12 protein-coding genes and 1 pseudogene are annotated in these 13,633 nt (G+C 47.5%); 10 read left to right on the top strand and 3 right to left on the bottom strand.

The annotated features are described in order from the left end of the window. A partial coding sequence (locus VIM72_RS18755; RefSeq protein ID WP_332004357.1) for a dipeptide epimerase occupies positions 1–992 on the top strand: 992 nt, incomplete at its 5' end. On the opposite strand, the gene VIM72_RS18750 is transcribed toward VIM72_RS18755, so the two are convergent. After that, positions 965–1,237 (bottom strand): hypothetical protein, encoded by a 273-nt coding sequence (locus VIM72_RS18750; RefSeq protein ID WP_332004356.1) that lies wholly within the window; start codon positions 1,235–1,237, stop codon positions 965–967. The genes VIM72_RS18755 and VIM72_RS18750 overlap by 28 nt on opposite strands. Continuing rightward, a complete protein-coding gene (locus VIM72_RS18745) occupies positions 1,224–2,759 on the bottom strand; it encodes a C25 family cysteine peptidase (protein WP_332004355.1) in 1,536 nt (511 codons plus the stop codon). The genes VIM72_RS18750 and VIM72_RS18745 overlap by 14 nt, the downstream gene beginning before the upstream one ends. A 165-nt stretch (positions 2,760–2,924) precedes the next feature. On the opposite strand from VIM72_RS18745, the gene VIM72_RS18740 reads away from it, so the two are divergent. From VIM72_RS18740 to VIM72_RS18700, 9 genes are all read left to right on the top strand, one after another. Then, positions 2,925–4,148, top strand: coding sequence for a PmoA family protein (locus tag VIM72_RS18740; protein ID WP_332004354.1), 1,224 nt, complete (start codon positions 2,925–2,927; stop codon positions 4,146–4,148). 144 nt (positions 4,149–4,292) lie between these two features. Further along, positions 4,293–4,604, top strand: coding sequence for a hypothetical protein (locus tag VIM72_RS18735; RefSeq protein ID WP_332004353.1), 312 nt, complete (start codon positions 4,293–4,295; stop codon positions 4,602–4,604). An 18-nt stretch (positions 4,605–4,622) separates the two neighbouring features. Next, positions 4,623–5,147, top strand: a complete 525-nt coding sequence (locus VIM72_RS18730) for a hypothetical protein (protein ID WP_332004352.1) — start codon at positions 4,623–4,625, stop codon at positions 5,145–5,147. Positions 5,148–5,161: 14 nt separating this feature from the next. Continuing rightward, on the top strand, positions 5,162–6,184 hold the full coding sequence (locus VIM72_RS18725) for a DUF3137 domain-containing protein (protein ID WP_332004351.1): 1,023 nt from the start codon (positions 5,162–5,164) through the stop codon (positions 6,182–6,184). A 369-nt stretch (positions 6,185–6,553) separates the two neighbouring features. After that, positions 6,554–8,995: an ATP-dependent Clp protease ATP-binding subunit gene (locus VIM72_RS18720; RefSeq protein ID WP_332004350.1), complete on the top strand. Its 2,442-nt coding sequence runs from the start codon at positions 6,554–6,556 to the stop codon at positions 8,993–8,995. 36 nt (positions 8,996–9,031) lie between these two features. Further along, positions 9,032–9,478, top strand: coding sequence for a hypothetical protein (locus VIM72_RS18715; protein ID WP_332004349.1), 447 nt, complete (start codon positions 9,032–9,034; stop codon positions 9,476–9,478). 38 nt (positions 9,479–9,516) lie between these two features. Further along, entirely contained in the window at positions 9,517–10,887 is a 1,371-nt protein-coding gene (locus VIM72_RS18710) for a DUF5458 family protein (protein WP_332004348.1), read from the top strand. 115 nt (positions 10,888–11,002) lie between these two features. Beyond that, a complete protein-coding gene (locus VIM72_RS18705; RefSeq protein WP_332004347.1) occupies positions 11,003–11,902 on the top strand; it encodes a hypothetical protein in 900 nt (299 codons plus the stop codon). 9 nt (positions 11,903–11,911) lie between these two features. Beyond that, on the top strand, positions 11,912–13,012 hold the full coding sequence (locus tag VIM72_RS18700; protein ID WP_332004346.1) for a transglycosylase SLT domain-containing protein: 1,101 nt from the start codon (positions 11,912–11,914) through the stop codon (positions 13,010–13,012). Positions 13,013–13,118: 106 nt separating this feature from the next. Here VIM72_RS18700 and VIM72_RS18695 read toward each other — a convergent pair. Beyond that, positions 13,119–13,633, bottom strand: a pseudogene (locus VIM72_RS18695) (hypothetical protein); the annotation flags it as partial.

Raw genomic sequence — 13,633 nt, 5'->3', positions numbered from 1 at the left:
TCTCACGAAAATCAAAAGACGTGCAGCCCCTGCTGGTAGTTAAACTGGAACAGGATGGCCTGAGCGGGTTAGGGGAAACTGCCGATAACGCTTATTACCAGATGACGGTGCCCCGGCTGATGGAAGCTATTGAACAACATCGTTCTTTTATTGAGAACTATACGCTTCACACACCGCCCGCCTTCTGGCAGGAGATGTACCCGCTGCTGAAAGATAATATGTTTGCACTTTGCGCGCTGGATATTGCTGCATGGGACCTGTACGCGCGGCAACAACAAAAAAAACTCTATGAAGTATGGGGCCTGGATATATCGCATAACCCGCTTACCGATTATACCATCGGGATTGATACGATAGCCAACATGGTGAAAAAATTGCTGGAATTTCCCTGGCCTGTTTATAAAATAAAGTTGGGTACTAAAGAAGATATTGCCATTATCAGGGAGCTGAGAAAGCATACCACGGCTGTTTTCAGGGTAGATGCCAATTGCGCCTGGGGAGTAGAAGAAACCCTGCGTAATGCCATTGCCTTAAAAGAACTGGGGGTGGAATTTATTGAACAACCCATGCCCGCTGCTGATAAAGAAGGAATGAAGCAGGTGTACAATAAAGTAGCATTACCGGTTATAGCCGATGAAAGCTGTATTGTAGAGCAGGATGTGGCCCAATGTCATGGCTATTTTCACGGCATCAATATCAAGCTCACCAAGTGCGGCGGTATTACACCGGCGCTGCGGATGATTGCGGAAGCAAAACGTTTGGGCATGAAGGTGATGACGGGCAGTATGAATGAAAGTACTGTTGGTACTTCTGCGGTAGCGCATCTGCTGCCATTGCTGGATTATGTGGATATGGACGGGCCGTTGCTGCTGGCGGAAGATACTGCGGATGGTATCCGGATGGAAAACGGGCGTATCATTTATGCCGACAGGTGGGGAACCGGTGCAGAGTTACTGCCTGCAGATCATTCTTCTTCCTCTTTCCAGGTCTGAGCCAGGAAAACATAATCTTCAATGCAGCCGGTAGTCACAATTGTTTTACCGGCCAACGGCATCAGGGGATTAGGCATAAAGGGATTTGCTCCCGAAGGACGTATCAGGTAATCTCCCTGATCAGTCACCAGGAATACGCCCAGATGCTCACTTTTGCTATGTTTCCCGAATGTACGGAGCACCAGGCGCCCGGTAAGTGTGATAAAGGGACTGTCTTTGTCCCTGTTGCTGTTATCTGCTGACATATTCGCGATACCCCAGTATTTGATTATTTTTTTCTTTCACCACTATCACCTTTGTAGAAGGTGAGTCCCCAATGGTGGCAGATTCCGAAAATACGTGAAATTTTACAGATGGCATGGCGCTGTTTACATCTTCTTTGATGGCAGGATTATTTTTCCTGTTGACAAATACTTTCGGATCCCTTTTTTCGGCAAAGTTTTTTTCATCCAGCAGCCGGTGCATAGCATGGTGCAAAGCGGGATCGGTGGCATGTGCGCTGTCAGACGGCTGGGGTACTGCGATAAAGTCGTCCAGCATTTTGCCCCTGGCTTCCAGGTTATCACGGCGGTTTTGCAGGGTGTTTACAAAAAGTTGTGTATCACCGGTATTGCTGGGATCTTTGTCGTTGATCACCGGTTGCCAGGAAGGGTCGCCCAGCAGGTAGAACTGTGCGGCAGTTTTCAGCTCATAGGGGTCCAGCGTGGGGCCCATTTCGTTCAGGAACCGCTGCCTGGCCTCCAGCAGGGCCCTGCCTGTAGATGCGCCGTTCAGCACATTGATCACGAAATACTGCGTGAGCAGGTCGGCCAGCCCCTGCCCGGTGGGCGGCCCGTAAGCGATATTGGAGCTGCCCACAAAAGCGAGGGCATGATTCAGCAGGTAACTGTTAGCCATGCTGATCCGCTTAGCGCTGTTTTTCTTTGGGTCAAATAACTGTCCGCCATAGCAGCATTCAGCCGCCACGATAGTACCGTGGGTGATTTTATCTTTCAGTATATCAGACCTCATTGCCAAAGGGAACTCAGTAGACTTCTGACCATAAAACCCTGGGTTATAGATGGCCCCATGACAGTTGATAAAATGCGTTTTTGCCTGTAGCTGCGCAGCGGTCCAGTTGGTGCCGTTCAGCGTGGCATCGCTGCCGGGAAATATCAGGAGGTTACTGTTACTGCCAAAAATGTTTTGCAGGGTATTTTGTGTGGAGTTCTGCCAGTCGTATGTGCTCATGGAAAAATAAGGGAGGTAATCGCCCTGTTTCGATGGCACTGCTGCCAGTATATTAGAGATCAGTGTATGCAGGTAAGAAGCATCAGCTACCCCGGGTATATCCGGTAAACGGCCCACTACGCGGGTGGGCGAAATGAATTTACCGGGGTCTGTATCATAAGGCGTATCGCATGCATAGGGCAGATCGCTGGGAATAAAAGTATCCGGGTCATTGTCGCCCGGCAACAGGTTCTTCAGCCGCTGGAAGGGAACAATGTCTTGCGATCCCAGCAGCAGCAGGTAACCCGGTGAAAAGAAACGGTACAGTTCATCGATCGCTTTTTTGTTCTGGGCATCATCCAGTGGTTCCGTTACTGCGGTCGACTGGCAGGCCTGCATCTGCGCAGCGTCATCCATGAAAATAATGTGGGTATCCAGGTGCCGCCCGTTATCAAATGCCCGTAACGTGTTGATATCATCCAGTATTTGCTGGTGAGCATCCCCGTATTTTTGTTGAAGGGCGGATTTATTGGTTATAATGAGTTTTGTTGTCAGCATATTTTTTTGTGGGGCTGCCATATTTATCCTGATTGAGCGTTCAAAAATATTGAATTAAAGGATAATATAGCATCGGCCTTCAAACAATATTCGTATTTCTCTGCGCAGGGTATTTGCATACTGAAAAAGTAAAACGTATTTTTCGGTAAATGTATGGGAGCCGTTATGAAAAAAATCCACCTGTTATTGCTGCTGTCTGTTTTAATTTATTCCGGTGTTCATGCACAGGTAATTGCCCGTTTTACGGTGAAAGCCGGTAAGCTGAACCGTTATAACAGTGTGGTTTATACGAGCGTGCCAGCTGCTGCCGGCATCCGGGTAACAATGGAAGAAGTAACCGGTAATAAGCGTATACCCGTTGCCGTTACTGAGCGCGCAGGACAGCTTTGCTGGATCCTGGCAGGGAATACAGCGGCCGGTACAGAAAGGAAATTTGAATTGCGCAAAGGAGCATCTGTTACTGATACGCTGATGACAACACGCAGTATTAACGGTCATGTACTGCTTGCCCAGGCCGGCCAGCCGGTGCTGCAATATAATTTCGAAACAGTGCATGCCCCCGCCGGGGCAGACACGGTGTATAACCGTAATGCATTTATACATCCGCTCTGGGCGCCCAACGGGGTAGTGCTTACCAATATTTTCCCTAATGCCGGGCATACCCATCATATGGGCATCTGGAACCCATGGACCCATACTCTTTTTGAAGGACGTGAAACAGATTTCTGGAATGTGCAGAAGAAAGAAGGCAAAGTACGGTTTGCCGGTCGCCTCGAAACATTTTCCGGGAATGTGTGGTGTGGATTCAGCGCCAGCCAGGATCATATTGCCAGGCTGAAAGATGGTACCGAAAAAACAGCCATTCATGAAACATGGCTGGTACAGGCTTATCCTGCCACCAATGATGGCGCCCGTCGCCTGTGGGATTTCACCTCTTCTTTTACCCCTGCTACGCCTACCGGTATTACTTTGCTGCAATACCGCTATGGTGGCGGCTTCGGGTTAAGAACCACCGCCGATTTTACCGATAAAACCAGCCAGGTGCTTACTTCCGAAGGCAAAACACGCAGGGACGCCGATAGTACCCGCGCACGCTGGGTGAAAATATCAGGCTCCACAGCCAACGGAAAGGCAGGAATGCTGATCATGAACTATCCTGATAACTTTGATTCACCGGAGCCCCTGCGGGTTTGGCCGGAAAATACAGAAGGGGGAGAACTGATGTTCAATTATACACCTACCCGCATGAAATCATGGCAATTGTACCCGGATGCCCGCTACCAGCTGAAATACAGGGTAATGGTATACAACGATGATATCACGGCGGAAGAAGCGGAGGCAGCCTGGCAGGACTATGCATATCCGCCGGAAGTGGTGCTGATGCAATAAAGCATCTTGCATGTCATTTTTTTTTAGTTATTTTCGTAAAAGTGAATGATCCGGTTTCAATTCGGTTAACCTCGAAGAAGCCTTGTGAATGGTCGTATTACAATAGCCCTGATTTTTATTTAATAACCCTTAACCATCATCTTAATGAGCAATTTAAATGAACCCGGGAAAGAGGTGTATTCCAACAAACCGGAAGAAGAGGACGATGATCCGCCTTCCTGGGGCGGCGTTATTGTTGGCCTGCTGCTCGGCATAGCCGGTATTGCGCTGATCTTTTACCGTTATAAGCAATTCCATGCTGTTAGCGACACTACTATCAGTATTACTAAAATCGAAATGCTGATCTATAAGGTGACGGGCGAAAGCATCTGGGCGCTGATGGCAGCTTATGGAATAGTGGCGCTGGCCGGTTTTTATCTGGCTATCAGCAATTACAGAAAATTGAGGTCCAGATAAATTTCAAAACTATATCTGATGAATAATACAGCTGAGCTGAGAACCAGGCTGCTGGAAATCCATGAAAAAGACAGGAAGCAGACCATTAATGCCCTGATCACCGCAGAAGTATTTGCCATACTGCTTTTTGGCCTTATAGGCTACAGCATTTTTGCCGGCAAAAGCGGTGAAACACCTGTGGCTGTGCTTTATATATTGTTGTTTATGCCCGTGGGAGTGCTGATCCCTTATCTTTTCATGTTTGCACAGATCAGGAAGCGCCCTGAAAAAATAAATGATTTTGTAAACCGGTTAGAAAGAGGAGAAACAGTGAATAACGTTGATACCTATACGGACTATAAACTTATCTTGCCGTTGCGGATCATCAGGGTGCGGTTATTCCCAATGGAATATGCGTATATACGTTTAGGAGAAAGCCGTTCTTTTTTCAAGCTGCCTTTATCTACAGAAAATGTGCAACCGTTTAAGGCGTTCATCAGTCAGCCTGTTAAAGGTTATGCCAACAGTATAGGGGGTACTTCTGCCCACTGGTCTTCTAACTGATAATATCATGTAAGATGAAAACACTGGAAGAATTCAATACCTTCCTGGATCAGCAGCTCAGGGATGAATTGAAGATGCTGGAACAGCAGCGTATTGCCGGACGTAACTGGGTACGATGGATGTGGGTGGCAACTCTCGCGCCGTTTGCTGTTTTTGTTTTTTTTATAGTGAGATATTCCCTGCGATCCACCGGTAACAATGCCGGGCTGCATTATGGTAACCAGGTGTTCCTTTTAATAGGGCTGGTGTTACTGGTTACATTGGCAGGATATACGGCACGCTATTTAATGATGAAACGTAAAGGGCTACACGAAGCTGCAGATTACCAGCACGATTTTAAGAACAGGATCGTTAAACCACTGATCAGTTTTATTAACCCTGCTTATCAGTATCAACCTTTGAACCATGCCAGTTACGAAGAGTTTACTGAAAGCGGTTTATTTGAAACAAAAGGATACCAGATGACAGGAAATGACCAGGTATATGGTAAACTTGGGGAGATGAATTTCCAGTTCTGCGATCTCCAGGTAACGCACATGCCATTGGTAACCCTGCGTGGACAGGGGCCTGATACCGTTTTCTGCGGCAGCTATTTTATAGCACAGTTTCCCCGTAATTTCAGTACACCGCTGTATGTGTTGTCGCGAAACAACAGTGCATCAGGCGAGGGTTATATCCGGACCTGGCATCTTGGAAAGAAGGTATTGCCGGCAGATGCCGCTTTTAATAAACTTTTCATGGTATATGCTCCCGATGAGGCAGCTGCACAGCAATTGCTCACCCCGGCCCTGATGGAAAAAATTGTCGCCCTGCATGAACGCACATCAGCAAAACTGTTCCTCTCTTTTTACAACAACCGTATTTATGTTGGAGTGGGGCATGGAACAGATTATTTCGAAACAACCCTGAACAAGTCGTTACAAAACCGGCAGATGCTGACTAACTTTTATCTTGATTTTATGTCGATGTTACAACTGGCAGAAGATCTTAAAGATAATTTGAGGATATGGACTTCCCGTTCATTTTCACAGTCATGAAAATATGGATGAGTATGTTTTATATTTTTTCCGGCAGATAAATAATCGCACGGACCTATTTAATAGGTAGACATCCTCCCTATTTTCACTGTTATTTTTTGATGATCTTTTATATTAGTAAAAAAATAAATACCAGTGACCGGGTTTTACCGTTCCATGGAATCCTTTGCTGTATTGAGTTTTAAGCGACTGGCCGTTTAGGTGGAATAAGATATTCATCCGGTGTTATCTACTCCAAAAAAAGAGGGCATTTTTTTCCGGAATGAGTTATCCGTATGGGTTTTCGCTGTATCTTTACTCTGCTTCCAAAAGAAGCGGCCCATAAATTGTAATTGTTAACTGAATTCTGAAAAACCTGGAATCATCCAAATGACCCTGTCAACCTTGACCATATTTGGCCCGGCATTGCAATCAGCCATTAGAATTGCAACGGCCATTGCAAAAGAGTATCATCATCCGCAGTTTACACCTGCGCACTTACTGCGCGCCTGTTTACATAAGGAAACCGGCCTTGCTCCCGCATTGCATCAAATGAACATCGATGTGTATTACCTGGAAGAATGGGCGGAAGTACGGCTGGATGAAATGCCCAGGGCATCGCGTATCCCGGATGAACCGGAACCGGATGAAGCGGCGGCAGCCGTATTGAATGAAGCCATCAGTATTGCCCAGGACGGCGATAATGAACCGGACGCCTGGAGCCTCCTGATAGCCCTGTGCACACCGGGTGTAGGTTTTTCCTATGAACAGCTTAAAACATTTCCGTTTACCCGTGATCAACTGATAAATGCCGGTAAACAGGGTAAAGAAAATAATACTGTGAATACTGCTGCCCCAGGCGCCATTAAGCCCGGTGCGCTCAAATATGTATACCGTATTACCGATCCCCAGCTCCTGAAAACCTTTCACCCGGTTATTGGGCGTGATGGCGAAATCAGGGCGGTAACGGAAGTGCTTACACGTAAAGACAGAGCCAGCGTACTGGTGATTGGCGAGGGCGGTGTAGGTAAAACAGCATTGATTGAGGGCCTGGCCAGCGCTATTGTACAGAAGCAGGTGCCGCTGCAGTTACAGGCCTCAGATATATACGCGCTGGACTATGGGGCGTTTATAGCCGGGGCTGCCTACAAAAGTGAACTGGAAGACCGCCTTCTGCAAATTATCCAGCAGTTGAAACAAACGGGCAGGCATATACTTTTTATTGATAACCTCCACAGCCTGCTGGACAAACAATCCGGCACCGGCATGGCCAATGTGCTGAAAGCTGCATTAGGAAAAGGAGAGATCATCCTGATAGGAACCACTACACCAGAAGGCTTCCGGAAACTGATTGAGCCGGATGCCATTCTGCGGCACCGCTTTGAAACCATCATTCTCTCCGCGCCGGATGAAACATTGGCCGCAAAAATGGTAAGCGCCGTAGTACCTGTATACGAAAGCTTTTACCAGCTTAAGGTGTCACGCGAAGGGGTACACGATGCCATCCGTTTATCAAAGCGCTACCTCAAGGAAAGAAGCCTGCCGGATAGCGCCATAAATCTGCTCGACCGCACGATGGCGGCAGTAAGAGCCATGGAAGATACCAGCCAGCCATTGCTGCAAACCCTGGAGGAGGAATTTTCTGCGCTTATCAGTAAGGAATCCTTACTGGCAGAGGATCTGCATTGGTTTTACCGGCAAATGAAAGAAAGGCTTGGCGTGTTATTGTCGTCCCGTCTACATACAGATACCGATCTGCATAAAATAACCACAGTTCCGGAGCTGCAGTCTGCACTGCAGCAGTTGCTGGAACAGCTGTCTGCCATAGCCGGTACGCGGCAGGAGGAAGTAACCCCGGTAGACCTGGCCACTATGATCGCCGCTATCACGGGCATCCCGCTCGGAAAGGTGCAGTCGCAGGAAAGGGAGCGGCTGATCAACATGGAAGCTCAACTGCGCAAACGGGTAGTAGGGCAGGATCATGCCCTCAAGGCGGTGGCAGACGCCATACTGGAATCCCGCTCGGGTCTGAGCAGGCCCGGACAGCCCATTGGATCTTTTTTCTTCCTGGGACCTACAGGGACCGGTAAAACAGAACTGGCAAAATCACTGGCGGATTTTCTTTTCCAGGACGAACGCTCTATGATCCGTTTTGATATGTCGGAGTTCAAAGAAGAACATGCTGCGGCCCTTTTATATGGCGCCCCTCCGGGATATGTGGGTTACGAGGAAGGCGGGCTGCTGGTTAATAAAATACGGCAACAACCCTACGCGGTAGTGTTGTTTGATGAAATAGAAAAGGCGCATCCCTCTGTATTTGATATTTTCCTGCAGATCATGGATGAAGGAAAACTGCACGACAGGTTGGGGAAAACAGGTGATTTCTCCAATGCACTGGTGCTGTTTACTTCCAATATCGGAAGTGAAGCCATCGCCCGCTCTTTCCAGGAAGGAGTGATCCCCGCCTCACAGCAACTAATGGAGTTAATGGCCCGTCATTTCCGGCCTGAATTCCTGGGCAGGCTTACTGAGATCGTTCCATTCGGACCTATTCAGTCTGCCAACGTGGAAAAGATCTTTGATATTCATTTACAGCATTTACTGCAGTTACTTGAACAGCAGGAAATAAGCTTTACCGTTACTGCGGATGCCCGCCGGCACCTGGCCCTGATGGGGTATTCCCCCCAGTACGGCGCAAGGCCGCTGCGGGAGGTGATAAGAGGACAATTGAGGAAACCTTTGTCGAGGATGATTATCGACGGCAGCCTCCGGAAAGATATGACAGTAACACTGGATATAAAAAATGAACAGTTAGACTGGACAATAATTTGATGATTGTCAGATTCCAAAATTCTAAATTTATCTCAAATGAATGACAACTACGGAATTGGCGGCACAGAAGTGAAGCTGGACGCCAACGAAGCCATCGCGGAAATTTCGCATAACCGTACCCTGTTTGCTGAAAAGTTAACCCAGCAGGCGCCTGTTAAACCTGAAATAGTGGAAGGGCTTACTTCCGTAGAAAGTGTATTTGAACACTTTAAACCGGCAGTGAATGTAAGTTTCCATGATGCAGACGGCCGCACGGTCCCGGAAAAATTACAGTTCCACCACCTGGGCGATTTCGGCGTAAAAGGAATTACGGCGCAAAGCGCTTTTCTGAACGACCTGGCTACAGAAAAGGAACAGTACCTGAAAATTATGAAACAGCTGAAAACAAATAAGATCCTGAAATCGGCCCTGGCTGATCCGGATGCCCGCAAAGCTATGCTGAGCGCTATCCGCGGAATGATGAATGATCTTAATACCAAATAACTAACCGTTGCCTATACGGGAACATAACCTCAATGATTATGGCAGAATTACAGAAAAACCAGGAGCTGCAGAACGAAAGCCTGTCTTCACAGCAATCTGAAGCTAACCTCGCCGGTAGTATTGAAGACCTTGCAAAATATGGAGGCTTCGACCTGCTGGAAGCAGCCGTGGAAGGTGCGCAAAACCTGAACCCCGAACGTAAGGCGCGCCGCAATATCTTTTTGACGGAAGCCGGTAAAAAAACTGAAAGAGATAAATTAAAGAAGATACTCTCCCTCTGGGAAAAAGTATTATCTGAAACAAACGAGCTGCCTGAAATGGTAGATTACTGCACCACTCATGCAGAAGAAGCCGAAAAAGTACTGTCAAATAACCTTGCCGAAGCGATAGAGTCTACCCGCGAACTGGAGCAATCATACAGGAATGTAGCCCTCTTCTTCAAAAATACGGAGTCGGATAAGGTGAAAAATGTATCCTTCATCAATGTAGAGCTGGAGCAGCTGAAAGACCTGGATAATACCCGGTTTATTGACGCTATCAGCACAGAGCTGGTGAATAACTATGATCGCCTGGATTTGCGTACCAACTATAGCCTGCTGGTGATTCCCGGCTACCTTGGCTCTAACAAGGTGATAGAAAAATGGGCGAAAATTGCGCATGAAAACAAGGCAATGCTGGTAACAGATTTTGCACACCTGGATGCTCCGGATGATGTGATGGAAATGTTTGAACTGGCTAACCTCACCGGTGGAGAGATCCATCGTTCCAATGTGATCATGGCCTGTAACTGGTTGGTAGGCCGTGGAAAATTTGATGAGATAGGAGAACAGGAACACCTGTATGTACCACCATCAGGCGCACTGGCAGGTAAGATCTACAAAACCCTGATGTCGCAGGTAACCGCTGGTAAAAAGTTTGGCGGTATGAATGAAGTGGACGGGGTGAAATTTGAGCTGAAGAAGAGTGAAATCGCCAGCCTGGAGAAAATGGGACTGGTGCCCATGGTAAAAGAATATGGAAAGGTAATGGCTTTCAGTGCAAAAACACTGTTCAATGGCGACAACCTGGGACTGCAAACCTATTCCGTAGTTCGTGTATTCGACTTCGTTACCAAAGTGCTGATGGACTTCCTGAACCGCCGCGCTTTTGAGAACTTTAACGCCAATACCCGTAAAGACCTGATGAAGCAGATCATCCGCTTCCTGGATGGCATCACCGGACCGGATAAGCTCATCGAAGATTTTAATATCCGCCGTTTCGAACAGGACCCGATCCAGAAGGACCGTATCCACCTGGATATTCATCTGAAGCCTTACTTCCCTGCCAAAAACTTCCTGATCAAAATGGAAGGCCAGAGAGGGGATGATGCAGCAGATTGGGATACAACCTACGAACAGGATGGTAAATAGCCGCTGGCAGTCAGCTTTGGGGCTTAAACAGGCATTTGGGAGTAGCCTCCCAACCCGGGGCTGATTGCTTAATCCCGTATATTAAATATCATAAGCATTAAAGCCAATTGTAAAGATGAAACATGTGCTGTGCAGTCTGCTGCTTTGTTTGTTAATCACCGGCGCCTTGTCAACGGTAAATGCCCAAACGGGCACAGATAGTATTCTAACCACCAAAGGAGCAGTAACGCTGATCACCTCCGGTGCGCCTATCAGTACTTTCCAGATAGGCGATGGAAAAAATACTGACTACGATTATCGTATCGTGGATGGTAATATGGTTTTTTTACGTCCTCTCACGGCCGCTCCACGGCCCACCAACCTGATTGTGAGGGAAGGAGAGAATATCCATTACATGATTATTGCCTACCATGATAAAGTGGAACTGGCCCGCCTGAAATATACCCTGTCTGGTAAACCCAGAACAACCGGCGCTATTACCACTCCGGAAGCAACGCCACAGGCGCCCCGCGCCGGCTATGGCGAAAGGGATGGGCAAGTGCCCATTGCAGATGTTCCTGAAGAAACCGGGCATCTGATCAGTGTGGATACAGTAACAGTTGGCAAAATAGCCACCGACTTCGGGAAAGATCATAAAGTAAACCGGCAGTATGAAGTGAAAGTAGATGATGTAAGCATAGGATATGCGCAGGCCATGACGCTTAATAACATGAACTACTTTTCTTTCCGGATCCGCAATAAAGGAAAAGAGCCTTTTGAAATAGTAAAGGCCAGCCTGTTGCATAAGGAGAAGAAAGATACTGCCCTGCTGCATGCTATGCCTATCCTTTATAAAAAAGGACCGGAAACAATAGCGCCAAAAGAAGATGCCAATGAAGTATTTGTGGTGCCATCCAAACAGTTCAGGAAAGAGGATGAAGTGATTATTGTACTGCAAACCACAGAAGGAAAGCAACAACTGGTACTGTATGTACCGGTAACCGCCTTCCCTAAATATATGATGGCGAAGCAATAGGAAAGCCAGATGAAAAAACAGGTTGTTCTGATAGGAATACTGCTGTTGCTGCTGCCGTGTTTCACCACGGCGCAGCAGGTGGATTTCTGTGGGGAAGTGGTGCCAATGGAAAGGGATTTTGTTTCCTACCGCTTAATGGATGTAATTAAACGTAACCTGCGCTACCAGGGCTACCTGCCTGCGCTCCGGTTAAAAGCGGAACAATATTTCCCCATCATAGAGCCCATCCTGCAACAGTACCAGGTACCACTTGATTTTAAATACCTGCCTATCGTGGAAAGTGGCCTCAGTAACGCCACTTCGCCTGTGGGCGCACAAGGTGTGTGGCAGATCATGCCAGGTACCGCAGCGGAACTTGGCTTAACAGTGAGCGCTGGTTATGATGAAAGAAACCACCTGATCAAAGCCACTCACGCGGCCTGTAAACTGATACGGCTGCTGCATCAGCAGCTGAACTCCTGGACACTGGCCGCAGCAGCCTATAACGCCGGTTCGGGAAATATCTCCCGGAACATAAAACGCCAGGGGAGCAGCGATTACTACCAGCTGTTGCTGAATAATGAAACCGCCCAATATATTTACAAGATTATTGCCATTAAGCAACTTTTTGAAAGTCCCGAGCTATACCTGCCAGGTTTTGGATACAATGTATTCAGTAAAAATTCTGCTAACGGTTCCGTATTTTCCAGGCCCGCCCCAGTAAGCAAAGCGGGCGATAAAGATTTTAATTCTATCCGTATCTCTGTGGGCAAACAGGCAGTTCCCCATACAGCCATGGTAGTATATGCCGCCAGGCTGAAAGTAAGCAACGCCTTTGAAGACGGGCAACTGGTAAGCATTCAGCTGCTGGACGATCTTCAGGCTAATGGCGTGTATATCCGTAAAAATGCCAGTCTTTCCGGCAAAGGCTGGATGGTGGGTAACCGGGTATATGTGGATCTGGGATTTGAAAATGCCGTGGTGCTATATGCGGCCGATGGTAAAAAAGGTATACCCGCCGGTTTGCTGAAAACCGGCGGAGAAGTACAATTACGGGGAAGGAACGATAACAGAAGTGCTGTTGCCGCGCCACTGTTGCCTACAGTGGCATTTGCATCAACAGGCCGTTAATAAAAGAAGGATACTCCGAATACAGTTACAGTGTTCACTGCTCTGGCAGTGGCATTTACATTCGCCATTAATAAATACCCCGGAAGAAGGCTACCCTGCTGTGGCCTTACATCAGCGCTTCGTTAATAAACACCCGGAACGGAAATGTATTACTGGACTTTTCTTCCAGTTGTAAAAGCAGTTCCTCTTTCATGTATTGTAAATTGGCAGCGGGATAGCGTTGGGTGGGCTGATATAATGAAATGCGTATATCCAGCGTACGGCTGTAACCCGCATTCACACCAGGTTGTAGGGCCATCCCTTTTACAACGGCGGCTGATTTCATTTCCTTTCCGAAAATTGTACGGCAAAGCGCCTTGATATCTTCAGGGGTTACAATACGGTTGTGTGAAAGCAAATGGGAACGGTACAGGTTAATTTTCTCATCAATATTCAGCCGGTCCTTTCCGCCCTGGGTATTACTCAGCAGCGTAATGCTGTTAGGACGGGTGTTGATGTTGCCGTATTCCAGCAGCCGGGTGCCCATGCGGATATTATTGGCGGCGGTGCCATTGGTAGAATAAAACTCCAGGAAAATGTATTCTGCATTTTCTTTTGGCTTTACCATCACATAGGGGATGT

Origin of the sequence: Chitinophaga sp. (assembly GCF_036569185.1) — a bacterium.
Lineage (GTDB): Bacteria > Bacteroidota > Bacteroidia > Chitinophagales > Chitinophagaceae > Chitinophaga.
This window is presented reverse-complemented; position numbering and strand designations above follow the sequence as displayed.

Coding starts and splice junctions, on each gene's coding strand:
- VIM72_RS18735 (WP_332004353.1), top strand. CDS start 4,293: ATGAGCAATTTAAATGAACCCGGGAAAGAGGTGTATTCCAACAAACCG.
- VIM72_RS18710 (WP_332004348.1), top strand. CDS start 9,517: ATGGCAGAATTACAGAAAAACCAGGAGCTGCAGAACGAAAGCCTGTCT.
- VIM72_RS18725 (WP_332004351.1), top strand. CDS start 5,162: ATGAAAACACTGGAAGAATTCAATACCTTCCTGGATCAGCAGCTCAGG.
- VIM72_RS18720 (WP_332004350.1), top strand. CDS start 6,554: ATGACCCTGTCAACCTTGACCATATTTGGCCCGGCATTGCAATCAGCC.
- VIM72_RS18700 (WP_332004346.1), top strand. CDS start 11,912: ATGAAAAAACAGGTTGTTCTGATAGGAATACTGCTGTTGCTGCTGCCG.
- VIM72_RS18730 (WP_332004352.1), top strand. CDS start 4,623: ATGAATAATACAGCTGAGCTGAGAACCAGGCTGCTGGAAATCCATGAA.
- VIM72_RS18745 (WP_332004355.1), bottom strand. CDS start 2,759: ATGCTGACAACAAAACTCATTATAACCAATAAATCCGCCCTTCAACAA.
- VIM72_RS18715 (WP_332004349.1), top strand. CDS start 9,032: ATGAATGACAACTACGGAATTGGCGGCACAGAAGTGAAGCTGGACGCC.
- VIM72_RS18740 (WP_332004354.1), top strand. CDS start 2,925: ATGAAAAAAATCCACCTGTTATTGCTGCTGTCTGTTTTAATTTATTCC.
- VIM72_RS18705 (WP_332004347.1), top strand. CDS start 11,003: ATGAAACATGTGCTGTGCAGTCTGCTGCTTTGTTTGTTAATCACCGGC.
- VIM72_RS18750 (WP_332004356.1), bottom strand. CDS start 1,237: ATGTCAGCAGATAACAGCAACAGGGACAAAGACAGTCCCTTTATCACA.